The organism is Mucilaginibacter phyllosphaerae (assembly GCF_004378255.1).
In the GTDB taxonomy this organism is placed as follows: Bacteria; Bacteroidota; Bacteroidia; order Sphingobacteriales; family Sphingobacteriaceae; genus Mucilaginibacter; species Mucilaginibacter phyllosphaerae.
The window spans coordinates 45495-70572 of record NZ_SNQG01000002.1; the positions used below are offsets into that span (position 1 = coordinate 45495).

At 44.3% G+C, this 25078-nt stretch carries 19 protein-coding genes; 6 read left to right on the forward strand and 13 right to left on the reverse strand.

The window, feature by feature from the left end; translation table 11 throughout:
- The first annotated feature begins 161 nt into the window (after positions 1 to 161).
- Positions 162 to 1565 carry a tetratricopeptide repeat protein gene (locus E2R65_RS05095; RefSeq protein WP_134335422.1) on the forward strand — a complete coding sequence of 468 codons (1404 nt, stop codon included), beginning with the start codon at positions 162 to 164 and terminating at the stop codon, positions 1563 to 1565.
- 396 nt (positions 1566 to 1961) lie between these two features.
- Positions 1962 to 2216, forward strand: coding sequence for a hypothetical protein (locus E2R65_RS05100; RefSeq protein ID WP_134335423.1), 255 nt, complete (start codon positions 1962 to 1964; stop codon positions 2214 to 2216).
- Positions 2217 to 2231: 15 nt separating this feature from the next.
- On the opposite strand, the gene E2R65_RS05105 is transcribed toward E2R65_RS05100, so the two are convergent.
- From E2R65_RS05105 to E2R65_RS05140, 8 genes are all read right to left on the reverse strand, one after another.
- Entirely contained in the window at positions 2232 to 3032 is an 801-nt protein-coding gene (locus tag E2R65_RS05105) for a carboxylesterase family protein (protein ID WP_134335424.1), read from the reverse strand.
- A gap of 67 nt (positions 3033 to 3099) precedes the next feature.
- The gene (locus tag E2R65_RS05110) at positions 3100 to 4449 is read right to left on the reverse strand and encodes a glucoamylase family protein (protein WP_204986285.1); all 1350 of its coding nucleotides are present in this window, start codon (positions 4447 to 4449) and stop codon (positions 3100 to 3102) included.
- Positions 4450 to 4503: 54 nt separating this feature from the next.
- Positions 4504 to 5856 carry a glucoamylase family protein gene (locus E2R65_RS05115; protein WP_134335425.1) on the reverse strand — a complete coding sequence of 451 codons (1353 nt, stop codon included), beginning with the start codon at positions 5854 to 5856 and terminating at the stop codon, positions 4504 to 4506.
- A gap of 107 nt (positions 5857 to 5963) precedes the next feature.
- The gene (locus E2R65_RS05120; RefSeq protein ID WP_134335426.1) at positions 5964 to 7448 is read right to left on the reverse strand and encodes a RagB/SusD family nutrient uptake outer membrane protein; all 1485 of its coding nucleotides are present in this window, start codon (positions 7446 to 7448) and stop codon (positions 5964 to 5966) included.
- 12 nt (positions 7449 to 7460) lie between these two features.
- Positions 7461 to 10484, reverse strand: coding sequence for a SusC/RagA family TonB-linked outer membrane protein (locus tag E2R65_RS05125; RefSeq protein ID WP_134335427.1), 3024 nt, complete (start codon positions 10482 to 10484; stop codon positions 7461 to 7463).
- A gap of 256 nt (positions 10485 to 10740) precedes the next feature.
- Positions 10741 to 13626, reverse strand: coding sequence for a triple tyrosine motif-containing protein (locus E2R65_RS05130; RefSeq protein WP_134335428.1), 2886 nt, complete (start codon positions 13624 to 13626; stop codon positions 10741 to 10743).
- Positions 13627 to 13715: 89 nt separating this feature from the next.
- Positions 13716 to 14285, reverse strand: a complete 570-nt coding sequence (locus tag E2R65_RS05135; RefSeq protein WP_134335429.1) for a dihydrofolate reductase family protein — start codon at positions 14283 to 14285, stop codon at positions 13716 to 13718.
- A gap of 12 nt (positions 14286 to 14297) precedes the next feature.
- Positions 14298 to 14864 (reverse strand): dihydrofolate reductase family protein, encoded by a 567-nt coding sequence (locus tag E2R65_RS05140; RefSeq protein ID WP_134335430.1) that lies wholly within the window; start codon positions 14862 to 14864, stop codon positions 14298 to 14300.
- A 134-nt stretch (positions 14865 to 14998) separates the two neighbouring features.
- Here E2R65_RS05140 and E2R65_RS05145 point away from each other — a divergent pair, with 134 nt between their 5' ends.
- Complete coding sequence (locus E2R65_RS05145; RefSeq protein ID WP_134335431.1) at positions 14999 to 15970, forward strand: GlxA family transcriptional regulator; 972 nt, start codon at positions 14999 to 15001, stop codon at positions 15968 to 15970.
- A 729-nt stretch (positions 15971 to 16699) separates the two neighbouring features.
- On the opposite strand, the gene E2R65_RS05150 is transcribed toward E2R65_RS05145, so the two are convergent.
- The 4 genes from E2R65_RS05150 to E2R65_RS05165 all read right to left on the reverse strand — a co-directional run bounded on the left by E2R65_RS05150 (position 16700) and on the right by E2R65_RS05165 (position 21209).
- Complete coding sequence (locus tag E2R65_RS05150; protein WP_134335432.1) at positions 16700 to 17755, reverse strand: glutaminyl-peptide cyclotransferase; 1056 nt, start codon at positions 17753 to 17755, stop codon at positions 16700 to 16702.
- Between the two features lies 1 nt (position 17756).
- Positions 17757 to 18125: a YraN family protein gene (locus tag E2R65_RS05155; RefSeq protein WP_134335433.1), complete on the reverse strand. Its 369-nt coding sequence runs from the start codon at positions 18123 to 18125 to the stop codon at positions 17757 to 17759.
- Positions 18125 to 20056 (reverse strand): DNA primase, encoded by a 1932-nt coding sequence (gene dnaG / locus E2R65_RS05160; RefSeq protein WP_134335434.1) that lies wholly within the window; start codon positions 20054 to 20056, stop codon positions 18125 to 18127. Before dnaG ends, E2R65_RS05155 begins: the two co-directional genes overlap by 1 nt.
- 289 nt (positions 20057 to 20345) lie before the next feature.
- Positions 20346 to 21209, reverse strand: coding sequence for a DMT family transporter (locus tag E2R65_RS05165; RefSeq protein ID WP_134335435.1), 864 nt, complete (start codon positions 21207 to 21209; stop codon positions 20346 to 20348).
- Positions 21210 to 21409: 200 nt separating this feature from the next.
- Here E2R65_RS05165 and E2R65_RS05170 point away from each other — a divergent pair, with 200 nt between their 5' ends.
- From E2R65_RS05170 to E2R65_RS05180, 3 genes are all read left to right on the forward strand, one after another.
- A complete protein-coding gene (locus E2R65_RS05170; RefSeq protein WP_134335436.1) occupies positions 21410 to 21889 on the forward strand; it encodes a hypothetical protein in 480 nt (159 codons plus the stop codon).
- A gap of 137 nt (positions 21890 to 22026) precedes the next feature.
- Complete coding sequence (gene asnS, locus E2R65_RS05175) at positions 22027 to 23463, forward strand: asparagine--tRNA ligase (RefSeq protein WP_134335437.1); 1437 nt, start codon at positions 22027 to 22029, stop codon at positions 23461 to 23463.
- A gap of 128 nt (positions 23464 to 23591) precedes the next feature.
- Complete coding sequence (locus E2R65_RS05180; protein WP_134335438.1) at positions 23592 to 24059, forward strand: SRPBCC family protein; 468 nt, start codon at positions 23592 to 23594, stop codon at positions 24057 to 24059.
- Between the two features lie 68 nt (positions 24060 to 24127).
- On the opposite strand, the gene E2R65_RS05185 is transcribed toward E2R65_RS05180, so the two are convergent.
- On the reverse strand, positions 24128 to 25063 hold the full coding sequence (locus tag E2R65_RS05185) for a hypothetical protein (protein WP_134335439.1): 936 nt from the start codon (positions 25061 to 25063) through the stop codon (positions 24128 to 24130).
- Between the last annotated feature and the right edge of the window lie 15 nt (positions 25064 to 25078).

Here is a 25078-nt window from a genome sequence, read left to right on the forward strand (position 1 = left end):
TATTTATTATCAGGCATTTGTATTAACAGCTGTTAATAATGTTTGTATGTTGAAAACTTAATTGCCATTAAGAGGCTTATTATTGTAATTTGAACTCATGTTTGAACCGGGCGCGTCTGGCACCTGCCCGCAAAATATAGTGTTCTCTTAAATAAACTTGAATGGAAGAAGAATTTGAATTTGGTTTTACCGAAGATCCAAAGTTTTCGGTGGAGCGGTACGAAGAGATGATTCGAAATCACGATCAGTACTTTTTTGACGCACAGGCGTTTGAGAACATTATCGATTACTACATAGAAAAAAACGACCCTGCCAAAGCACTGCAGGTGTCAGAGTATGCCCGCAACCAGCACCCCTTTGCTGCCGTATTTTTAATTAAACAGGCGCAGCTGCTGGTAGTTACCAACCGTGCATCAGAGGCGTTTGCCGCTTTGGATAAAGCCGCTATGCTGGAAGCAAGCGATGCAGATATCTACATCATCCGCGGTAACCTGTACGAGAGTATGGAGCGTAATACCGAAGCTTTAGAGAACTACGAAAAGGCGCTTGACCTTGCCGAAGAAACCGACGAGATATTACTGCATATCGCCTACGTTTATCAAAACATGGGCGATTACGAAACCTCTATCACCTATCTTAAACTGTGCCTGAAACAAAACATGGAAAACCAGGACGCCTTATACGAACTGGCATTTTGCTATGATGTTTTAGATAACCAGGAAGAGAGCGTTCAATTTTATCAGCAATATATTGATAACGAGCCTTACAGTTATGCCGCCTGGTATAATTTAGGTAATGCTTATACCAAACTTAGCCTGTTTGAAAAAGCCATAGATGCTTACGATTATGCCATCCTGATCAAAGACAGCTTTGCATCTGCCTACTTTAATAAAGGTAACGCACTGGTTAACCTGGAGAAATATGCCGAGGCGATAGAAGTTTACCGCCAAACCTTTGAGTACGAACAGCCCAACGCCGATACTTATTGCGCCATAGGCGAGTGTTATGAAAAGCTGGAGCAAATGGATGAGGCGCGTTCCTTCTACAAAAAATCGGTTAAAATGGACCCTAAACTGGCAGATGCCTGGTTTGGGATTGGCGTTACCCTTGATTTTGAAGAACGTTATTTTGAAGCGCTGCACTTTTACAAAAAGGCCTTAGACCTGGATATTGCCAACGCAGATTACTGGTTTGCTATTGCCGATGCAGAGTATAAGCTTGGCCACTTACCCGAAGCTGAAAACGCTTATGAAAAAGTGGTGGAGCTTAATCCGCTTGATGTGGACGCCTGGCTGGATTATTCATCCATATTATATGAGCAAAAACGTTTGGTTGATGCCATTGAAGTAATTTCGCAGGCGATTAAAAATAACCCGGATGCGGCAGAGCTTTATTACCGAATGGTGGCCTATTTGTTTGCCAAAGGCGATTATAATGAAGCATTGAACTACCTGGAAATGGCGCTGGCATCAGACCCCGAAAAACATTACATCCTGTTTGATTACCTGCCACAATTGCAGGAGAATAAGGTGATCATCGATATCATAAACAGGTATTGTAAGTAATAGTGGTGATTAGAGAATAGTGATTAGAGATTGGAGAGCAGTGAATAGTGATTAGAGAGTAGAAGGAATCGAATCTAATTATAAACCAAATAACTTAAAGCCGGGCGAATAACTACCCGGCTTTTTTTATGACGATGGTTTGGGGCGATTGGCGGGCGTTTTTTGGCGTTTTGTACCCCTTATTGCTATCAGGTGATAGCATCATAACACTGATTTATAACTGATAAATGTGGTGGCGCTGTTTTGTCAGTAGTTTAATTATTAATCTGTTGATTATGAGCTACCTAAAAATGTTCACGGTGTTCATGCGTCGTGAACGTGAACACTTTTGCTGATCATAGCTTTTTTGACAAACAAGCCTGCCACCCATCCGTTATGATTTAAAGCATAATAACGATGAATACGCCAGATAACCCAACACCCGTTAACAATCCCAACGACCCGAAAGTTAACGCAGCCGGGCAGGATATTGTTACCAATAGTGATGATGCAGCAAATGCAACCAATAAAGATGGCGCAGTTGCCGATACCGGTGCAATTGAGGAAACATTAAGCGAAGATGATGCTTCATCAGCCCTGAATGCGGATAATCACATCACCAACAATGATAGCGCCGGTACTGATCCGCTTGAAGCCGATGAGCAGTTTTAGAATAAGCTAATTTTTTTATTTACTGTGCGAAAATAACCAAGGCATCAATTGCGGCTCGGCAAAGGCATCATCCCAACTGTTATGGTCGTCATTAGGGTAAATGGTAAATTTGGGGTCTGCGCCGGCAGCCTTTAAAGCATCTACCACCACCTGCGAATGATCAAACGGTACCACACTATCTTTTAACCCGTGGAAGATCCACAGTGGGGTTTTCCTGGCGTATTTAGGTACGTTGTTAGTATTGTCGCCACCACAAATGGCAAAGGCAGCAGCAAAGGTATTGGGCTTGCGCCTAAGCATTTCCAGCGTACCCATGCCACCCATAGACAGGCCGCCTATGTACACCTGTTTTTTACTGATAAAGGGCTTATCCAGCATTTGATCTACCATGCCTAAAAGCAAGGTCATGGCGCAGTTGGGTTTGCCGCCTTCCTGGAAATTGAATACCCGTTTGCCTGTTAAACTCTGGCTTATTTTAACGTTGGCCCAGTAATCATCTTTAGGGCATTGCGGAAAAACCACTATAGCGGGGTAATTTTGCCGGATGGTATCATTTAGGAATAGTTTTGGCCCGTATTTAAGTTGTGCCTCGTTATCATTCCCTCGTTCGCCTGCCCCATGCAGCACTATAATTAAAGGGTATTTTTGAGCCGGATTAAAGTTTTTAGGGAATAAAATGCGGTAAGGAAGGGTGTCGGTTTTGATAATGAAGGATCCTCTGTCAAACGCCGAAAGGGTTTGCGCCTGCGCTAAAAAAGGCAATGCCAGGTATAGGATACCCAGCATTGCCACTATTTTTAATTTATGAATTGCCATTGGTAGTTAATTCTGGTTTATTACTAAACGTAAATTAACGGCTTTCTATTTAATTAAGATCAATTAATTATTTCTTAGCCAGTTCCGGGCTTTTAAAATCAAGCTTTTTTAAGCCCCGCTGAATTTCGGGCGCACTCATAAAAAGGTGCCACAATAAGCCCGAGCGATAATTCTCTATCATCACGATGATCGGCCCCTGATCAATAGCCAAGTATGATTTGGCGTACCAGTTCTTTGATTCGCTAAAGGCATCTGTAAAGCCGTATTCGCCCCAGATCTTATCGCCCAGGTCATAATAAAAATGGCGCAGGGCCTTCATCGAATATTCCGGTGTGTACGGAAAGGCCGATAGTGCCGCCGTGGGCGTAATAACCCCCAGATCATTATCAGGCGAATGTGCGTTGTAACCCTCGTAATTATCGCTGGCGGTTAAGCCCCACGAGTTTTCACCGTAACCCTTAAATTTTTTAGGATTATCAATACAATAGGCGCGGTTAATAAGTGTATGGTTTTGGTTTTGCTCCCAGTAATCGGCGTAGCGGTCTTTTAAACCTTTGGGGTTTAACCCCAGGAAAGAGTATTGCGAAAAAAACAATGGGCCGCCATATGGGAAACCCAAAGGCAATTTGTAGCCATAGTAAGTTTGGCCGTTTTTAAAGAAATCACTTTGTGCCCAGCCGCGATGATAAACATCGGCGCTAACGGGGTAGCGGTCGGCAGATGCAGCCAGGATATAAGTTATCAAACACTCGTTAAAACCACGGATAGGGAAATTCATGGCCCAGCCGTTGTTTGGGCTCCAGTGCCAGTACAGGTTGTCGCGTCCTTCGCGGGTGTACCAGTCCCACTCTGTTTCACCCCAGATCCAGCTGATCACATCGCGTATGCGGCGTTCTTTCGGGGTATCGGCAGTATAGTACTGTTTGGCGCAGATCAGGCCCTGCAGCAGGTATGCGGTCTCTACCAGGTCGCCGCCATCATCCTTGCGGCCAAAGCGGATGGTTTTACCGGTTTCACCATTTAACCAATGCGGGAAAACGCCGTGGTAGGCATCAGCCTTAAATAAAAACTCCACGATCTTCAGCATCCGGTCAACAGATTGCTCATGACTGATAAACTTGCGGTGATCTGCAGCTATCATGGCCATAATACCAAAGCCCGAGCCGCCTATAGTTACTACTTCATTGCCGTAATCAAAAGAAGTGTTGCTGCGTTCGCGCGCAAGGCCGCTTACGGGGTGCCCAAAATCCCAAAAATAGCGGAACGTTTGGCGCTGCACTACATCTAACAGGGCACTATCGCTGAGGTTTTTGATAATGCCTACCGGCTTGATAGCATCTGCTTTTGCCGCAGGTTTTTGGGCTACGCTATATAAGGATGCTACAGCCATAAACGCTGATAGTAATATTTTTTTCATGTGTTGATGTTATTAAGTCATAAAGCCCATTCAATTTTGGGCAATTTTTAGTTTTTATAAATTCGGGCTTGTAAACCCAAGCCCTTTCATACCCGTTTTAATTTCGGTGCAGCTCATAAATAAGTTCCATAAAAGGCCGGTGCGGTAATTTTCTATCATCACCACAATCGGTCCCTGGTCAATAGCCAGGTACGAGTTGGCAAACCAGGCATTGGTTAAGTTGTAGGCATCGTAAAAACCGTAATTGCCCCATATTTTATCGCCCAGTTTGTAATACATAAAACGGAGCGCCGCCATAGATTCTGTTGGTGTGTAAGGCAATGATGAGATGGCCGCAGTTGGCGCAATTACCCCTACATCATTTGTTGGCGAGCTTGCGGTGTAACCATTCTGGATATCGCTGGCTGTTAAGCCCCAGCTATCTGCGCTGTACCCATAATAACCTTTAGGGTTGGTAACCGTGTACTTGTAATTAATTTGGCTGTGTGCAATGTTTTGTTGCTGGTAGTTGGCATAAGCATCGGCCAGGCCATTAGGGTTAATACCCAGGAAAGAGTAATGCGCAAAAAATAAAGGGCCGCCAAGCGATGGGCCTAAAGGTAATTTAACACCGTAGTAGGCAGCGCCATTCTTCATGCCGCCATTGCCTGCCCAGCCGTTATCATATACTATTTTAGGTATGTTATGTGTGGGTGATGCCGCTGCCAGTACGTAGGCTATCAATCCTTCGTTCCAGCCGGTAATTTTCATGTTGATGGCCCAGCCGTTGGTGGGGCTCCAGTGCCAGTATAATACATTTTGTCCGCCTTGCCTAAACCAGTCCCATTCTACATTTTGCCAAAGGGTATTGATATCGGCGCGCAAGGCGGTTTCATCGGCGCCTGCCCCATTGTAAAACTGCCGGGCAGTTAGCAAACCCTCCATCAGGAAGGATGTCTCTATCAGGTCGGCCCCGTTATCCTGCGCGCTAAAAGGCTGCACGGCGCCTGTTGCGCCGTTTAACCAATGCGGAAACGCACCATGAAAGGTTTGTGCCGTATTTTTTAAGAAACCAACAATTTTTTGCATCCGCGCCAAGCCCTCGGCGCGGGTGATAAAGCCGCGGTTCACACCAACTATCATGGCCATTATGCCAAAGCCCGAACCGCCGGTGGTTACCACATCGCCGGATGTATTGCGTTCGCGGGCCAGGCCGCTGGTAGGATGCCCAAAATCATAAAAGTATTTGAGGGTTTGCCTTTGCACCAGGGTGAGCAGCTGGTCGTCTGATATTCTTGGGAATTTGTCGGCAGAATCTATGCGGTTTGGTTTTACCGGTTGAGTTGGGCGTGCTTCATTACCCCCCTTACAGGTAAATAACGAGCCGATAAGAAACAAACCGGTAAAAAGCTTAAGAAAATTTATCATATAGCTGCACTTTGTTATTGCCAAAAAAAGGCTGCCGTAACAACGACAGCCTTATATCAATCAGATTTTGGGCCGTGCCCGGTTATAAAACTTATTGTTGCAGGAGATTAGTATCCCGGGTTTTGAGTTAACGTACCACCACTAATATCTATCTCGGTTTGTGGTATTGGCCAAACCTCGTTTTTACCGGCTTTCCATCCGCGCGGCCCAAATACTTCGGCTCCTCTGCCCTGGCGTATCACATCAAAATAACGTTCAAACTCCATTGCAAATTCAAAGCGCCTTTCGTTATAAATAGCGGTGCGCAGGGTGCCTTGGTCTGTAGTAATAACCGCAGGTAATACACCTGCGTTGCCAGCACGTGCACGTGCGCGCACCTGCTCTAACGGGCCTAAAGCTGCTGCTGAATTTCCAAGTTCGTTGTTGGCTTCTGCATTCATCAGCAATACATCTGCATAGCGTAATACGATTTTGTTTTGCTGCGCACCTTCATTAAAGCCCGATACATACAGGCCGAACGGCACATATGATTTTTGGTTATACATGGGGTTATCGCCTTCCAAAGGTATTTTATCACCTTCGGGTGTAGTTTCTCCCCTAAAAATAATTGTTGCATCACGGCGCGGGTCGCCGGTTGCGTAAGCTGCAGCTAATTCCGGGCTTGGTACGTTAAATCCCCAGCCACCACCTGTAGAACCGCGCACGCCCTGTACCTGCGAATATTGCGAATTTGAGGCAGAAGGATTATTTGGTATCACGTTATTCTGGATCTCAAATATCGATTCCTGGTTGTTTTTATTTGTTGTACGAAACATTTGCTCGTAATTAGGGAACAGCGAATAGCCCATGCCCATAACGGTATTGGTATAACTTAAAACGTCATTCCATTTTTTAAGGTACATCGCAACTTTTGCATGCATGGTTAAGGCTGCGCCTTTTGTTATACGGCCAATATCTGCCGAGCCATAGCTTTGCGGTAAAACAGCCGCGGCTTCGGTAAGGTCTTTTTCAATTTGTGCCCAAACCTGTTCTTTTGGCGTATGTGGCAAATTATATTCGGATGCGTCTTTAGGGATTGTAAGGCGCAAAGGAACATCGCCAAAAGCCCTTACCAGCCTAAAATATTCATACGCTCTAATAAATTTAGCTTCGGCCAGATACCGGTTTTTAAGTGCCTCATCCATAGTAATGCCGGGCACATTTGCCAAAATCTGGTTAGCAAAATTGATGGTTTGGTATTGCCCTGTCCAAAAACCACCTAACTGTCCGTCGCCGGCAGTGATGGTAAAGTTGTGGTAATCATTAAAAAATGTTGCGTCGCTGGCGCTGCTACCTTTTTCTACATCGTCAGATCCCATGCTTTCTATGGCAATAGGGGCAAAGGCAATGTTGTTCCACTCGTGCAGGTTTGCATACATGGCATTAACTGCCTTGCCGGCATCTTCCGGTGTTTTAAAAAACTGCGTTGCTGCAGTGTTTTGGGCCGGGGCTGTGTTTAAAAAGTCTTTTTTACAGCTTTGAATTAATATGGTTGATGCAATAAGGCCTAAAACTGAGGCCTTGCGCATAAATGTGTATTTTTTGTTATTCATCTTCTTTTAAGATTAAAAAGTAACGTTAACGCCAAAGTTATAGGTTGCATATAACGGGTAAACATTAGCATCAATACCACGACTGCCAACACCACCGCCAATTTCTGGTGAGAAACCTTTGTAGCCAAAGATGTTGAGCGCATTCTGGGCATTGGCAAATAACCTAACTCTTGATATTTTCCAGGTATTTAACAGGCTGCGTGGTAAAACGTAACCTAATTGTGCATTCCTAAGCCTTAAATACGAACCGCTTTCTACATAAAAAGAGTTTGGCGCTGCATTGGTTGTTTTGCCAACGTTTACAGATGGGTAGGTGTTTGAAGTACCCTCGCCATGCCAGCGGTTGTTATAAAAATCTTGAGTGAAGTTTTCGTTACCGAAACGATATGCAACGTTTGCATTATAAACGCTTACATCTGCCACACCCTGAAAATCTAAGGCAAGGTCAAAGTTTTTGTATGTAAATGAAGTATTTACACCATAGCTGTATTTAGGAAGCGGGCTGCCTAAAGCTACGCGGTCGCGGCTGTCAACAATTTTATCGTTGTTGGTATCCTGATAAATAAAATCGCCGGGTTTAGCGCCTATTTGGGCCGATTTGGAAACCTGGTCTGCCGTTTGAAATACGCCTACAACTTTATAACCATAAAACTGGCCTATAGGTTCGCCTACTACGGTGCGTGTTGCCAATGCACCGTTTGCAATGCCGTCGCCACCCTGGTAAATAGGGTTTTTGCCGGTAATTACATTCAATACTTTGTTGGTGTTGATACCAAGATTGGCACTAATGCTGTAAGAGAATTTATTTGAAGCCTGATCTTTCCAGCCTACCAAAAACTCAAAACCACGGTTTTGGATGCTGGCCTGGTTGCCAATAAGTGCGCTGTTACTTGTACCTAATGACCCTGCTACAGGTATAGCAAATATGGCATCCTGTGTTTCGCGGTTATAATAATCAGCTTCGAATGTTAGTTTGTTATCAAACAAACCACCCTCTATACCAAAGTCAGACGATACCGTTTTTTCCCATACGATAGATGGCGGTACGATGCTGTTGATGCTGGCGCCCGGATAAGCTACCTGCGGGTTGCCAAATATTGCTGTAAGATATGGATCAGTAGCTATTACCTGTACGGTGGGATTAATAGGTACTACCGAGTTACCTACTTTACCCCAACTACCACGAAGTTTTAAATTGCTGAACACTTTTTGGTCCTTCATAAAATCTTCGTTGGTAATTACCCAGCCGGCACCAACCGAAGGGAAGTAACCATAGGTATTTGCACCAAAAAATTGCGATGCACCATCACGGCGGATAGACGCGTTTAACAGATATTTATCTTTATAAGAGTAGTTTACACGCCCGAATTGCGATAGCGCACGGTTGCGTATCTGGTCGCCTGGTGTAGCCAGGTAGGTAACGTTGGCGTCATCTGGGAAAGATGTTTGCAGGTTACCTTTTGCAGCATAAGGTACGTTATCTGCCTGGCCATTTATTTGCCTGGTAACATTTTCAAGCGCACTGTAGCCTAATAATGCGGTGATCCGGTGGTCGTTTAACTTAACCTCGTAAGATAAAGTGTTTTCCCAGATCCAGTTACGCACATCGGTATGGGTAAGGCTAAGGTTTGTTTTGTTGCTGAATTGTTTTACAGTAGCCTGGTATTCCGGCGTATATGATCTGATCTCGTTTTGGCTTACATCGCCACCAAAGCTTGATTTGAATTTGAAATTCTTAAGAAAAGTAACTTCGCCGTACACGTTGTAGGTAACACGTTTGTTTTTGGTACGCTGATTATAAAAATCAAGCGTAGCCTGCGGGTTATAATTGTTACCGTCACCAGTGCCATAATCATTAGGGTCGCCGTAGCTGCCATCTGCCTTACGTACAGGCAGGGTTGGTGCAGCGCCGTACAGCTGGTGAAATATATCGCCGCTAACATCCCTTGATTTATCAGATAAGCCGCTGGCAGTGTAGCCAAGTTTTAGGGCCTTGCTAATTTTAAAATCGTTTGATAAGTGTACGGTGTAACGCTGAAAATTGTTGGTTTTAACAATACCATCCTGGTTTAAATAACCAAAAGAGTAATTATAAGTGTATTTATCTGTACCGCCGCTTATTGAAGCCTGGTGGTTTGTTATAAAAGCTTTGCGCAGTATTTGTTTATACCAGTCTGTACCGGTGCCGTAGCTTGCAGGGTCTGCAAATACTGCGGCGCCGTTGTTTAAGGCAGCCAGCTCATTCACGGCAGTAGCATACTGGGTTGCATTAGCCATTTTAACCTGGTTGGTTACAGCCTGTACGCCAGCAAAGCCATTATAGTTAATTACCGGCTTGCCCTTTGCACCACGTTTGGTACTAATTAAAACAACACCGTTAGCCGCCCTGATACCATAAATTGCGGTACTTGACGCATCTTTAAGTACGCTGAAGCTTTCTATATCTTGTGGGTTAAGGAAATTGATATCATCATACCAAACACCATCTACCACAAATAATGGTTTAGTATTACCGTAAATAGTACCTAAACCACGAATGGTTATATCCGGCGTTGAACCAGGTGTGCCGTTATTTACAATTTGCACGCCGGCTACCTTACCCTGCAATCCGCTAACGGCGTTCTGTGATGCCTGCTTGGCTACATCGGCCCCTTTAACGGTTGCTATAGAACCGGTAACATCTACCTTGCGCTGGGTACCGTAACCAACAACTACTACGCCCTGTAATTCGTTGGTTGAGCTTTGCAGTTTAAAATCAATTGAAGTTTGGCCCGCTACTGCAACTTCTTGCGTGGTATAGCCTATATAAGATACCTGTAGGGTTGCGTTTGATGGGGCATTTACTGTGTAAGCGCCGTTAACATCTGTTTGGGCGCCTGTTGATGTACCTTTTACCGCAACTGTAACGCCAATAAGCGCTTCGCCTGTTTTAGCATCAGTAACCTTACCTTTAACAGTAGCGTTTTGTGCTAAAACAACAGTCGAGAAAAAAGTAAACAATAGCAGTAACCCCGAGATTGAGTAAATTCTCTTCATAGTGGTTAATAATTTTTGAGTACTTGGTTAATTGGTTTTGTAGGTTCGAAATTGTGCAGATAATACAATTTTAACAAATATTATAACTCTACATTATTACATCAGGCTAAAAATACTTTCTCAATAATTTTAAGAATAAAGTATAAATATCTTATTTACAATTGCTTATATATTGTAAAAATGTATAACCTATACTACAACATATGGGTTTTAAACATACCTGCTTTATATAGCTGTGAGAGGTGATGATGTAGTATTATAACTCAATGAGAAACTCTACCAGGTTTTTATCGTGGGGTAAATTAAGCTTTTTGCGCAGCCGGTAACGCCTTATCTCTACACCGCGTAAAGAAATGTTCAGTAACGATGCCATTTCTTTACTGTTCATGTTCATGCGCAGGTAGGCACAAAGTTTTAGGTCGTTAGGTACCAGGTCGGGATGGTCATGTTTTAACTTCTTAAAAAAGTTTTCATGTGCCTCGTTAAAGCTGTTTTCAAAAACATTCCAGTCGCGTTCATCGCTCATGCCTTCGTCAATAACCTTATGGATTTTTTTCAGCTGATCTTCAGAAAGCTTTTTACCTGTGCTATCTTTAAAATTGTTGATCTCGTCGCTTATTTTTTGCAGCAGTTCATTTTTATAAACAATGTTCATGGCAGAATTGGCCAGTTCGCGGTTCTTACTGGCCAGGTCGGCCTGCAATTGTTCATTTTTAATAGTTACGATCTGCTGCTCGCTAATGATCGCTTCCTGCCGTAAAAATTCCTCCTTTTCACGTTGCAGTTTTTCCTGGATCTCCTGTTGATGCCGTTTAAGCTTTAACAAATAATACTTGCGTATGCCATAATAGATCAATATCAGCAGCAATACATAAAATGCAATGGCAGCATTGCCGGCATACCAGGGCGGCAAAACCTCAAAGGTAAATGTGGTTACCGGCGATTGGTTTTCATCATTGATCTTAGCACGTACATTAAAATGGTAGGTGCCCCGGTTAAGGTTGGTAAATTCTTTTTGGCTTTGCGGGCTCCAGTCGCTCCATTGGCGCGAATAACCTTCCAGATAGTACTGATATTTAATTTTTGCCTGTTTGTAATAAGGTAGTGAATACGCTATGCGGATATTGTTTTGATTATATGGGATGGATATTTTTGCATCACCGTAGCTCATATCACTAAGCGGGTAAACCTTGTCGGTAATATTCTCTACTTTGCGGATAAGCACTGGCGGCAGCTTAAAATGCGGCTCGCGGGTAGCATCCTTATCGTTAACGATCACAAAGCCATCATCTACACTAATAAGATAGGTAAGATTATTAATGAGGTTGATATTCTCGTAATTCTGCACCATCTGGCCGTTGAGCATGCTAAACCGGTTAGAATCGATAGTGAGCCGCCCGGGTACCGAAAGATCTGCAAGTGCTACACGGCCATGGTTTATAAACCAGTACTTTTTACCAATAGCCGCTATAACTTTATTGGATGATGCAAACGTATGCAGCTTTTTATTTAGCTGCTGGTATTTATAAAAACGATCGGTAATATCATCATATACGTAAAAACCCGAGTCGGACGAGAAGACAATCCTGTTATCCAGGTTAAATACGCCAATATTGTAATTATCGGGCAAGCCCGAACTTTTATCATAATACTTTTGTGTTATCACTCTTTTTTGATCGGCGCTTAGGGTAAGTTTATAAATACCCTTATAGGCGTGGCTGATCCAGATCTGGCCTTTGCCATCCTGCTCTACATAGCGGGATGGCTGTGTAAACCCTGCTACCTTGTTTTCAAAAACCCAATTGCCGGCAGCGTCTTTACGGTAGATGATGAGCCCGTTATAAGTGCCTTGTATCAGGCGGCCATTGTTGAATTTTTTGATGGTCCAGCCGCCATTTAAAGGCGTTATTTTGGTGATGGATGCGCCATTTACCTGGAAAGTGCCATCGTTATGGCCGCAAAGCAGTTTCCCATCCTGTAAAGAAAGGTCCCAAACCTGCCCCTGCGAACCGGGGATCAGCTGGAAGTTGAAAGATTGTAAAAGCCTTTTGGTATCGTTGCTTAACCAATCACTATAATAAAGGCCCTGGTTAGTGCCCAGGTATATTTTGTTATTAAATATAATGCTGGAGTACACCGTGCCGAACCTGCCGGTTTTATCAAAATAAAAATAAAGCGGGGAGTTAACTTCTATCCTGTCTATCCCGTTATCCAACCCTGCCCAAAGGTTTTGCTCGGTATCTACATATAAACTTAGTACCGTATTGTTTTGTAATCCGCTCGATTTATTGATGTGCTGCACTATATTCCCTGCCGTATCAATAATAATAATACCGTTTAAAATGGTGCCGTAAGCAATGTATTTACCGGGTATAACGGCGCCATTGTTGAGCTGATATGCTTTTAAAAAATTATTAGCCTGGTTTTGCCATGGGGTTATCTTAATGCCGTCGTAAACAAACAAACCATTTTTGGCGGTACCGATGATGTATTTGTCTTTTTTAAATGGCAAAATAGATAATACGCCGCTGCCTAAAGCATTACTGCCGGGGATATAGGTTAATTTATTGTTCTTGAGTTCGGATAAGCCGGCATCTACCTGCTCTACAAAATACCGGCTGCCTGTTTTAAAAAGAAATAAGAAGGGGTTAAGGGCTTTAACAACATTTATTTTGCCATGGGCATAAATGTAAATAGCACCAAACGACTGAAAGATAACCTGATCTTTATCCACATAGATCTTCCAGGTTTCTTCTGTTACGGGCTGAAGTTGTTTGGGTACAAGATGCGTAAGCGAAGTGTATTTTAAAAATCCTTTGTTGTCGTTTTCCCAAAAGCCGAACTCCCCGAAACCGCCCGAATATATTTTGCCATGCCCGTCTGCCGCTACCGAGCGTACGATAAGGCCGTTTGGCATGCGGTTAAGCTGCCAGTAACGGCCATCGAAAGACAGCAGGCCCTCGTCATTACCAAAGTACATAATGCCATGCTCATCCCTTGTTACCGACCAGTTTTGATTGCCCGACTGGTATTGCGCCTTGGTATAGTTTTGCACATAAGGCACACCAATACTTTTAATATCTGCAGCATTGGCCCCTATATATACTAACAATAAAAAAATAAGGATGAAATGTTTACGCATAATGTAGCAGTGCAGCTATAATTATACGAAAATACAATTTGCCATTGAATAATAGCTTATCGGCTTTAGCCGAAGCCGTAAGCGTTCAGTTAATGCGTGTTCAATTCATAACACATCAATACCACCCCGTTGCCAAATACTTTGGTTTGATAGGGTTGCAGGTGCAGCCTGGTTTTAAACATAGGCCGCCCCTTTTTTATCACCACCGGGTGCACCCACAGCCGGTATTCATCTACCAGGTTTAAACGGTTAAGGGCAGCAACCAACTTGCCGCTGCCATAAACCAATAATTCTTTACCGGGGCTCTTCTTCAATTTCATTATTTCTTTATAAATGCCCCGCCCTGCCAGCCGGGAATTGCGCCAGCTTACCGTTTTAAGTGTTTTAGAAAATACCACCTTTTGGTACCGGTTCATCATATCGGCATAATCCACATCTGTACGTGCGGCATAGATATTTGCTTGTTGTGCCTGCCAGTAAGGGGCAATTGCTTTATAGGTATTGCTGCCCAGTAACAAAGTATCGGCATTGCTTAGTTGCGCTGCGGTAGCCCTTGCCATGTCATCATCCCAATAGGGCATATGCCAGTCCAGCTGGCCGTTTGGGCCGGCCATAAAGCCATCAAGGGTTACATTCATTGATACCACAAGCTTACGCATGCCCGTTCCACTTTATTTTGCTGCCGGGTTATAGCACAGCACGGTAACACCGCATTCAAACGCAATGGCGTTTACCAGTTGCAGGTTAAGGCGCGTGTCCAGATCTGCAAAAATGGTTTTGCCCCTGCCAAGTGCAACCGGGTTTATAAACAGATGGTATTCATCTATCAGGTTGTGTTTTATCAGGGCCGATGCAAAGCGCGCACCGCCATAAGCCACTATATCGCCGCCGGGCCGGCTTTTTAAGTTGTTGATCTCTTCAACAATATCGCCTGTTGCCAGCCGGGTATTTTCCCACGGGTTTTCGGTAAGGGTTTGGGTGAAAACCACCTTAGGGTCGTTTACCATTTTGTGGGTAAAGCTATCTGCAGCCGGGTCTGCAGCGCGCTCTTTCCAAACAGGTATAAAACCTTCGGCCAGTACGCGGCCAAGTATAATGGTATCTACAGGCTCGGTAATTTGCTGTACATATTCCTTTAGTTTATCATCCCAGTTCCAGGTCATCCAGTCCATTTCGTTATCCGGGCCGGCTACAAAGCCATCAAGGCTCACCTGCATTTGTAATTTTAGCTTTCTCATTGTTTTTGTTTTGGCTGATACAAATGTATCCTGTTGTAATTTATTTGTTAAGGTACAAAAAGGACTAATAAAGGGTTGTTTACGACTTTCTACTTCACTACATTTATACTTAATAAACCAATTGTATCGCAACCATGAGAAACGTTAGCATCCTGATACCCAACGAAGCTGTGTTAGCCAGCATTGCCGACCCGCGCATTATGTTTACCGGCGTAAACGATTTTTTGGCTGCAGCTGGTAAACCGCCCCTGTTTAATGTACAATTGGTTGGGCTTGAAAAAGAGGTGCGGCTGCATGGCGGCCTGTTTTCGGTACATACCGATGCCGTGTTAAGCGAGGTGAAGAAAACAGACCTGGTCGTCATCCCTGCATTTGGCGGGGATATCAACGATTCTTTAAAGCGGAACGAAGCGTTTATCCCCTGGATAACACAACAGCATCACCAGGGGGCCGAAGTAGCCAGCCTGTGCATCGGGGCGTTTTTACTGGCCTCTACAGGGCTGCTCAACGGTAAGGAATGCAGCACTCACTGGCGCTTTGCCAATGAATTCAGGGAGATGTTCCCGAAAGTTACGCTGGTTGACGACCGTATTGTTACCGAGCAGAAGGGCCTGTACAGCAGCGGCGGCGCCACATCTTACTGGAACCTGCTGTTATATCTGGTAGAGAAATATGCCGGGCGGGATATATCCATCCTGGCTGCCAAGATGTTTGCACTGGAGATAGACAGGAAGAGCCAATCGCCGTTTATTATGTTTAACGGGCAAAAAACACATGAGGACGAGCCTATTAAAAAAGCGCAGGAATTTATAGAGGCCAATATCACCGAGAAGATCTCGGTAGAAGACTTGGCCATGAAATATGCCATAGGCAAGCGCCATTTTGAACGCCGTTTTAAAAAGGCAACCAACAACAGCCCGCTGGAATATATACAGCGCGTTAAGGTGGAGGCGGCCAAAAAACACCTGGAAAGCAGCCGCAAAAATGTGAACGAGGTGATGTATGATGTGGGCTACTCGGATACCAAAGCTTTCCGCAATGTGTTTAAAAAGGTAACCGGGCTATCGCCTATGGAGTATAGGAATAAGTATAATAAAGCGGGTTGAAAAAAGGTTAAGATATAAGAATCAAGAGCTGCTTTCAAAGAGCATGTCATGGTGAGCCTGTCGAACAATTGCCAAGCGTATAGGTCTTCGACAAGCTCAGACTGACATGGCGAAGATGTCCTGGTGAGCCTGTCGAACCATTAGCCAAGCGTATAGGTCTTCGACAAGCTCAGACTGACATGGCGAAGATGTCCTGGTGAGCCTGTCGAACCATTAACCGGGCGTGTAAGTCTTCGACAAGCTCAGACTGACATGGTGGGATTGTCCTGGTGAGCCTGTCGAACCATTAGCTGCTTTGATAAGTCTTCGACAAGCTCAGACTGACATAATGCATATTGTTATGGCGTTTAGCATGTCATGGTGAGCCTGTCGAACCATTAGCTGCTTTGCTAAGTCTTCGACAAGCTCAGGCTGACATAATCTATATTGTCATGGTGTTTAGCATGTCATGGTGAGCCGGTCGAACCATTAACCGGGCGTGTAAGTCTTCGACAAGCTCAGACTGACATGGCGAAGATGTCATGGTGAGCCTGTCGAACCATTAGCCAAGCGTATAGGTCTTCGACAAACTCAGACTGACATAATCTATATTGTCATGGTGTTTAGCATATCATGGTGAGCCTGTCGAAACATTGCCAAGCGTATAGGTCTTCGACAAGCTCAGACTGACATGGTGGGATTGTCATGGTGAACTTGTCGAACCATTAACCGTATTACCCCCTTATAAAACTATTTCTTTTCAAATTTAACCTGGAATAGCTTATCCCATTTTTTGCCGGTAACAAAAATACGTTTGGTAGCTTTGTCATAGGCAATGCCGTTAAGTACATCTGCTCCAGGGTTGCGGTTGGCCTGGGGGTACAGGTTGGTCAGATCAACCTTTTGTACAACAGCGCCTGTTTTAGGGTCGATAACCAGGATGTAATCTTTATGATAAACATTGGCGTAAATCTTCCCGTCGATGTATTCCAGTTCGTTTATCTCGTTCACGGCACCTTTATCATCATATACATCCACAAAACCGGTTTGCTTGTACGTGTTTTTATCCAGAAACCAAATTCGGTTGGTACTATCGTCCATATAGATCTTGTTACCGTCGTAGGTCATGCCCCAGCCTTCTACACCTACGTTATTGTTAAATGTGCTTAACAGCTTCAGGCTTTTTTTATCATACACATAGCCTATTTTTTCTGTATAGGTAAGCTGCATAATTTTATCGCCTATAACCACTATACCTTCAGCAAAAACTTTTGGATCAACATTTACAACTTTAATCACCTTGCCTGTAACAAGATCTGCTTTCCGTAAACTTGATGGCCCCATTTCCTCTGCTAAACGCCCTCCATCACTTTCATACATCACACCGTCTGCATATACCAGGCCTTCTGTATAAGATGAAGTATCATGCGGGTAAACTTTTTCCAAAGTATAATTCAGTTCTTCGGCAGGTTTGGCCAGCAGGTTAATGTTGGTAGTCAGGTCCTGGCTTTTGCCTTCCTGGTAAATTTTGGCGGTGATGATCCTGGCGCCTAATGTAAGGCTATCCGTTTTCAGGCTGATGGCAGCTGTATCTTTAGCCACACTTATCCGTGCCGAATCCAGCAGATAAACCACCGAATCAACCTTAACGCCTGACGGAACATTAACTTTTAGGGCCACCGTATTGCCGGTAGTGTAGTTAGTGCCGGCTTCGGGGCTTATGGTAAAATCCTGCTGCTTATTGTTATCTGTACAGCCATATGCCAGCAGCGCTATAACAGCGAAAAATATGATACGTTTATTCATCTTAAATGGCAGAAGGCCAAAAGGCATCTTCAATATGTTTTAATGTGTGGTTATTATTACGGTCGAAAATGATAGATATTATATCAAACCTCACTTCGCCCTGGTGATTCATCAAATATATATACTCGTCGGCAGCTTCTACCAGCAAACGTTGCTTGCGGGCATCCACAAAATCTTCGGGTTCGCCAAAGTAATTGCCGGTGCGGGTTTTTACTTCGGTAAATATAATGATCCCCGCCTTATAAGCGATCAGGTCTACTTCAGCTTTACCGAAAACCCAGTTCTCATCCATGATCTCGTATCCGGTAGCCTCCAAATGGGCTTTTGCCATCGCTTCGCCTTTTTGCCCGAGATCGTTGTGGGATGCCATTATTTTAAGATAACCGAGCCTAAGTAATCAGATATGGTTTTCTCCACTTTTTTCATGTGCATGTACTGGTTCAGCAGAATTTCCTGGTCGGCTTCGCCGGTGGTGGTTTGCAGTTCTTTGCGCAGGCCCTCCAGTATCTTGCCTACCTTTTGTTTTTTAAGATGGAAGATAGCGCCCAGGATGGTTGCCTTCATGTTGGCCTGCTCGTCAGATACCAATATCTTGTGCATCTCGTACCAGTTCTCGCTCAATACATATTTAGTGGTCAGCAGGGTAACTACCATATCTACAATGGCCTTATCCGGGTGATGGATAAAGTGCTGTTCTTCGGGTAAAACGCCGTTCTCTACCTCCTGCCGGTAGATCTCCATAAAATGTTTGGTTACGGGTTGTTCAAAATCCACATCGCTAAGTTCGGCTACCATAAATGGGCCGATGTAAGTATTGGCGATGCCATCCCAGTCTATCATTTTATTGCCGTAAAGCAGCAACAGGCGGATGATCTCCCGTTCCTGCGTATCAGATTCTTTGATGAGCTTTTCTTCCGGCTCATCAAAAAACAAAAGATCCTCCGGCGATGGTTCTGGTTTGCGGGCATTTTGCTGTTGCTGGCTATCCTTTTTGGCTTTCGCCTGCCGCATCTTGTTCAGTTCGGATAAAAGTGCCCGTTCGTCTATCTGCAAGCGGTTACTGCATTCTTTAAGAAATACAGAAGCTTTGATCGAGTCGGGGATCTTGGCAATGCTCTCTACGATCTCGCGGATAACTTCGGCCTTTTTGATCGGGTCGTTGCCAACATCCTTTAAAAGGATCTCGGTTTTGTACAGGATAAAATCCTTTTTATTTTTATCTACGTGAGTTTTAAAGGCGTTAGTGCCAAACTTCTGCACAAACGAATCCGGGTCGTGCCCGTCGGGGAACAGCACTACCTTTACATTAAGGCCTTCCTCCAGTATCATATCCAGCCCGCGCAGGGATGCTTTAATGCCCGCCGCATCGCCATCGTATAGTATAGTGATGTTTTTTGTGAGCCTGCCTATCAGCCTGATCTGCTCAACCGTTAAGGATGTGCCCGATGATGCCACCACATTCTCGATACCCGCCTGATGCACGGATATGACGTCGGCGTAACCCTCCACCAGGTAACAGTTATCCTCCTCGCGGATAGCGCGCTTGGCAAAATACAAGCCATATAATACGTTAGATTTATGGTAAATGTCCGACTCGGGCGAGTTTACATACTTGGGTACATTTTTGTCGCTCTTCAGCGTCCTGCCGCCAAAGGCGATCACCCGGCCCGTAAAACTATGTATCGGGAACATCACGCGCCCGCGGTAACGATCATATATCGAGCCGTTATCCCGCTTAACCGAAAGCCCGCTCTCAACCAAAAATTCTTCTTTATAACCTTGTTTGATCGCTTCGCCTGTAAAGGCCTCCCATTGGTCGGGCGAGTAACCCAACTCAAATTTTTTGATGGTTTCGCTGTTAAAACCGCGCTCTTTAAAATAGCTGAGGCCAATACTTTGGCCCTCATCCGTATCCAGCAAACTTTCGTGGAAGAATTTTGCGGCAAAGCCGGATACGATCATCAGGCTTTCGCGGTGGTTCTGTTCTTCCAGGTTTTCGGTGGTATCTACGGTTTCCTCTACCTCGATGCCATACTTTTTGGCCAGCCATTTCAGCGCTTCGGGGTAAGTGAATTTCTCCAGTTCCATCAAAAAGGTAACGGCACTGCCCCCTTTACCAGTCGAGAAATCTTTAAAGATCCCCTTAGCCGGCGATACCGTGAACGAGGGTGTGCGCTCATTCGCGAATGGCGAAAGGCCTACATAATTGGCCCCGCGTTTTTTTAGTTGCACAAACTCACCAATCACCTCCACAATATCTGTGGCTTCCATTATGCGGTCGATGGTGGGCTTGGTGATCATGTTTGTTGCTTCGCGATTTAGCGGGTTACAAAAGTAAGGGTTAAGTAAGTAAGTAGATGTTTAAATATATAAAAATATCGGCGATTTACTCACCCCGACTACGCTTCGCTGGTCGTCCCTCTCTTCGCTACGCCTAAAGAGGGGGAAAAGGATAGTGTATTATTTTACTCACCCGGTCATCGCTTCGCCCGACCACCCTCTCTTCGCCTGCGGCGGAAAGAGGGTTAAGAATTTTCTATTTTATTTTTCCCCTCTTTGCGCAGCATAGAGGGGGCAGGGGGTGAGTCAACTACACCACCACTTCCTTTTTCTTCACCTTTAAAAACGATAGGGCTATCCCCACTAAAACGATAACACTGCCAATAATTTCTTTCAGATGTAATACCTCGTTAAGCAGCCCTATTGCTAAAAAGCCGGCAATAACCGTTTGCCCAAGCAGGGCTATAGATACTTTGGTTGATTCCAGGTAGCGCAGCGAATGGTTGATAGTAAGCCAGCCTATTAGCTGGCAAAGTACCCCCATGCCTATAAAACACCCCCATGTGCCGGTATTGTACCCAACAAACGCATCGCCGCGCAGCAGGGCTACCGTGGCCAGTAAAGCAGCAGCGCCCAGCATATTATAAAACATAAAGGTGAAGGTATTGATGTGCTGCAATACCCCTTTGGTTAGCATGATGTATCCGGCATAAAGCATACTGGCTGCTATGGCATATAAAATCCCTTCGTTAAATTGCAAGCTGATTACATTTTGGTAGCCAACCAGTATCACCATACCAATTATGGCTATAAATGTACCGGCCCAAAACAGCAGTCCCGATTTTTTCCTGAAGAATAAGTAGCTCATTAACCCCACCCAAACATGGGCAAGGTTGGCCAATAGGGTAGATACCGTAGCGCTGATCTTGAGCAGCGAAATATTCCAAAGTGCAATATCTGCCCCGAAAACTATGCCGCCGATTATGGTGATGATCAGCGCCCGGCGTGTGGTTTTTAACTTGCCTTTAATAATGCAATAGGGCAGCAGGCACAGCCAGGCAATAAAAATGCGGTAAAAACCTGATGTAATGGCCGGCGAAGCTGCCAGCTTTACAAATATTGGCGAAAACGAAATGCAAACGATGCCAATTGCCAGGCTTAACTTAGGTTTCATGATTTTTGTTGAATTGCAAACTTAATTGTCTGAATCAGAATTTACAGGATTTTTAAATTAACAAAATATGAATTAAGCATTCATTATAAAAATTCCATAATTCTGAAAATTCTGGTTCAGACAAAAATTTTCCGGCCCTACTGTAACACCCTTTATTTTTTTAACGTAAAGTATATACAATACAACTAAAATTTACTGACATGAAAAAGCTAACTTTTACAGGCCTTGCACTTTTATCATTATTATTTTCGGCATGTTTAAAAAACGATAACTGCTGTACGGCACCCTACCAGCCTTATTTTGTAGCAGAGAAAAACGGACTGGCCGTATATGGCGCACCTGGCAGCATTAAAGTAGGCACCGATTCGGTTTCTGTAATTGGTAAAAGCCAGGATGCCGGCATACGTATGCACATTAAATTTACCGGTAAGGGCATTTACGCCTTAAGCGGCAACCAGGCCAAGTATTACCAAAAGATAGCCAATGATACGGTAAGCCGTTACAACATAGGCATAGCAAATGGCAGCCAGCTGGAGGTTACCGACTATGATTCTACCGCGAAGGTTATTGCCGGCAAATTTACCCTTAAGTTTAAACGCACCTTCCCTGCAACATCAAGCATTTATCCGGATAGCGTAAAATATACCAATGGGCAGTTTAGTGTGTACCTGCCCCGCTAATTGATTTGTACAATTCCCCGTTAAACAGATCCCTGTATTCTATTTGAAACGGATTTAAAAAGTCTCCCCTTTCGGGGGAGATTAAAAGGGGGCTTTTTAGCAAATAATTGTATTTTTGCCGCTGTAATATTTAAAATATGAGCCAGCGTACAAAAATTAAAGCACTGCTTGAAAGTGGTAAAACCGATATTGATGTAACCGTTAAAGGATGGGTGCGTACCTTTCGTAACAATCAGTTTATTGCTTTAAACGATGGCTCTACCAACAGCAACCTGCAAATTGTGGTTGATTTTGAAAACACCGACCCTGCTTTGCTCAAACGCATCACCACAGGCGCAGCCATCAGCGCTACCGGCAGGCTGGTAGCCTCGTTAGGTAAAGGCCAAAGTGTTGATGTTAAAGCAACGCACATCGAGATACTGGGCGACAGCGACCCGGAAAAATATCCGCTGCAGCCCAAAAAACATAGCCTGGAGTTTTTACGTGAGATAGCGCACCTGCGTTTCCGTACCAATACTTTTGGCGCAATATTCCGGGTGCGTAATACGCTTTCTTACGCTATCCATACCTTTTTTCAGGAGCGTGGCTTTGTTTATCTGCATACCCCTGTCATCACCCAGTCTGACGCCGAAGGCGCGGGCGAGGCTTTTCATGTAACTAATTTCGACCTGGCTAATGTACCGCGTACCGATACCGGCGAGGTGGATTACAAGCAGGATTTTTTTGGTAAATCTACCAACCTTACCGTGTCCGGCCAGTTAGAGGGCGAATTGGGTGCTATGGCTTTAAGCGATATTTATACCTTCGGCCCTACCTTCCGTGCCGAAAACTCAAATACTACCCGCCACTTAGCCGAATTTTGGATGATAGAGCCCGAAATGGCTTTTTATGATTTGAAAGATAACGCCGACCTGGCCGAAGATCTGTTGAAATACGTGATCCGCTACGCGCTGGATAAAAACAAAGCGGATATTGAGTTTTTAACCCAGCGTTTGATTGACGAAGAAAAACAAAAACCACAGCAAGACCGCTCTGAACTTAACCTGTTAGAGAAACTGCAGTTTTGTTTAGATAACGAATTTAAGCGTTTAACCTATACCGAGGCGATTGACATTCTGAAAGAATCTACCCCTAACAAAAAGAAGAAATTCCAATACCTGATAGAAGGCTGGGGTACCGATCTGCAATCAGAACACGAGCGTTACCTGGTAGAGAAACACTTTAAAAAACCGGTGATCCTGACGGATTATCCTAAAGAGATCAAATCCTTCTACATGCGCCAGAACGACGATGGTAAAACCGTTGCCGCTATGGATATCCTGTTCCCGGGTATCGGCGAAATTGTAGGTGGCTCGCAGCGTGAGGAGCGTTTAGATAAACTGGAACAGCGTATGGATGAGATAGGTATCCCTAAAGATGAGCTTTGGTGGTATCTGGATACCCGCCGCTTTGGCGGCTGCCCACATGCCGGCTTTGGCTTGGGCTTTGAGCGTTTGGTGCTGTTTGTTACCGGCATGGGCAACATCCGCGATGTGATCCCCTTCCCAAGGTTCCCAAAGAATGCGGAATTTTAGACCGCTGATTGATACGATTTTTAAGATTACGCCGATTATTGATGATCGGCGTTTTTATTTAAAGTATTATTCATGTCCGTTCGTTCACCAATGGGTGGCTAATATAGAAACTTGTAATTTGCCTGTGAATGCCTAAAATAGTATTAACCACAGCTATCAATACGCCTATCCAAAAGTGTTTTGACATTGCAAGGGATATTGATGTGCACGTAGCATCTACCGTTCACACCGGCGAACGTGCTATTGCCGGCCGTGTAAGCGGGTTAATTGAGTTAGGCGAAACGGTAACCTGGCGGGCAAAACATTTTGGTATCTGGCAAAACCTTACTTCAAAGATCACTGCTTTTGACCCGCCTTACTTCTTTGCCGATAAAATGGTTAGCGGTGCTTTTAAAAGTTTCCGTCACGAGCATTATTTTACCGGGGATGAAAAGCAAACGATTATGCGCGATGAGTTCATCTTTGAATCGCCATTAGGCTTGTTGGGCAAGCTGGCTAATTGGCTGTTCCTGAAAAGGTATATGACGAATTTACTGGTAAAACGCAATCTGGTGATCAAAGCAGAAGCAGAAAAGAACACGATTAAGGGATTATAAGATTAACAGGATTAAGCTTAAAAAAATCCTGTTAATCATTCAATCTTATAATCGTGTCTTAATCGTGTCTATTCCTTCTTATAATCCTTATGCACAATTAAAAAGCTGGCGCGTTCTTCTTGGTGGAAGGGGATGTCCCAGTTGCCCTGGTAGCTTATCTTAACGGGCAGCAATTCGTCGTTGAATTTGTTAAGTTCGATGTTCATCTGCACATTAAAATCAAACAGCATGTTACTGTATTTCATATCGATATACCGCCCCAGTATCTGGAAGTTATTGACATCAAATATGGTGGTCATTTCTTGTATCATTACATCATCGGCTGCCGTGCTTGGCTTGCGTTTTACTTTAAAACGGTAAACCGGGATGCTGTCCAGGTAAGTGCCACGGGCAAATTCATAGGTATAAAACTGCCGCAACTCCGGCCCGAAGATCTCTGTTTTACTGCTGATGAACGGGATGCCCGACACTTTTCTGCCCGGTGTAAATACCAGGGTTTTCAGTTTGGCTTTGTAGCCTTCATTTTTACTTTTATTTGCGGCAGATGTGCCTTCGCTTTTTACAAAATCAGAGTTGTAGGCGTTCATAAAAATATAGTCGAACATCTCTACCGTGTAAAGCTGATATTTGCCGTTCTTTTTAAATACGTTACCGCTGTCGCGCTTGGCGGTATATTCAATTTTGTGCTTGCCGGCCTGGTTGCTGTGCAGCAAACGGCGATAGATCTTGCCTTCAACCCGGTTCTTTTTATCATAGGTGTAAATGCGGTTTTCGGCAGTAAAGGCAAAGCCCTTCATGTTCTGGAAAGCCTTGTAGAAGCTGGTGTCATTCATCACCGCGTCAATAAAATCCTGCGCGTTCAACTTATGCGAACGGATATTGGCTACCGCGCTATCGATAGTGATCGTCATGATAGTATCCGGGTTAAAACGCGGGATCTGCTGGGCTTTTAAGCTAACGGCAAACAGTATAAAACAGAAAGTTATAAAGCGTATTTTATTCATAAAACAGTCCTTGGT

What these genes read in the sequence shown, in the direction of transcription:
- E2R65_RS05095 (WP_134335422.1), top strand. Translation starts at nt 162, where the DNA reads ATGGAAGAAGAATTTGAATTTGGTTTTACCGAAGATCCAAAGTTTTCG.
- E2R65_RS05100 (WP_134335423.1), top strand. Translation starts at nt 1,962, where the DNA reads ATGAATACGCCAGATAACCCAACACCCGTTAACAATCCCAACGACCCG.
- E2R65_RS05105 (WP_134335424.1), bottom strand. Translation starts at nt 3,032, where the DNA reads ATGGCAATTCATAAATTAAAAATAGTGGCAATGCTGGGTATCCTATAC.
- E2R65_RS05110 (WP_204986285.1), bottom strand. Translation starts at nt 4,449, where the DNA reads ATGAAAAAAATATTACTATCAGCGTTTATGGCTGTAGCATCCTTATAT.
- E2R65_RS05115 (WP_134335425.1), bottom strand. Translation starts at nt 5,856, where the DNA reads ATGATAAATTTTCTTAAGCTTTTTACCGGTTTGTTTCTTATCGGCTCG.
- E2R65_RS05120 (WP_134335426.1), bottom strand. Translation starts at nt 7,448, where the DNA reads ATGAATAACAAAAAATACACATTTATGCGCAAGGCCTCAGTTTTAGGC.
- E2R65_RS05125 (WP_134335427.1), bottom strand. Translation starts at nt 10,484, where the DNA reads ATGAAGAGAATTTACTCAATCTCGGGGTTACTGCTATTGTTTACTTTT.
- E2R65_RS05130 (WP_134335428.1), bottom strand. Translation starts at nt 13,626, where the DNA reads ATGCGTAAACATTTCATCCTTATTTTTTTATTGTTAGTATATATAGGG.
- E2R65_RS05135 (WP_134335429.1), bottom strand. Translation starts at nt 14,285, where the DNA reads ATGCGTAAGCTTGTGGTATCAATGAATGTAACCCTTGATGGCTTTATG.
- E2R65_RS05140 (WP_134335430.1), bottom strand. Translation starts at nt 14,864, where the DNA reads ATGAGAAAGCTAAAATTACAAATGCAGGTGAGCCTTGATGGCTTTGTA.
- E2R65_RS05145 (WP_134335431.1), top strand. Translation starts at nt 14,999, where the DNA reads ATGAGAAACGTTAGCATCCTGATACCCAACGAAGCTGTGTTAGCCAGC.
- E2R65_RS05150 (WP_134335432.1), bottom strand. Translation starts at nt 17,755, where the DNA reads ATGAATAAACGTATCATATTTTTCGCTGTTATAGCGCTGCTGGCATAT.
- E2R65_RS05155 (WP_134335433.1), bottom strand. Translation starts at nt 18,125, where the DNA reads ATGGCATCCCACAACGATCTCGGGCAAAAAGGCGAAGCGATGGCAAAA.
- dnaG (WP_134335434.1), bottom strand. Translation starts at nt 20,056, where the DNA reads ATGATCACCAAGCCCACCATCGACCGCATAATGGAAGCCACAGATATT.
- E2R65_RS05165 (WP_134335435.1), bottom strand. Translation starts at nt 21,209, where the DNA reads ATGAAACCTAAGTTAAGCCTGGCAATTGGCATCGTTTGCATTTCGTTT.
- E2R65_RS05170 (WP_134335436.1), top strand. Translation starts at nt 21,410, where the DNA reads ATGAAAAAGCTAACTTTTACAGGCCTTGCACTTTTATCATTATTATTT.
- asnS (WP_134335437.1), top strand. Translation starts at nt 22,027, where the DNA reads ATGAGCCAGCGTACAAAAATTAAAGCACTGCTTGAAAGTGGTAAAACC.
- E2R65_RS05180 (WP_134335438.1), top strand. Translation starts at nt 23,592, where the DNA reads ATGCCTAAAATAGTATTAACCACAGCTATCAATACGCCTATCCAAAAG.
- E2R65_RS05185 (WP_134335439.1), bottom strand. Translation starts at nt 25,063, where the DNA reads ATGAATAAAATACGCTTTATAACTTTCTGTTTTATACTGTTTGCCGTT.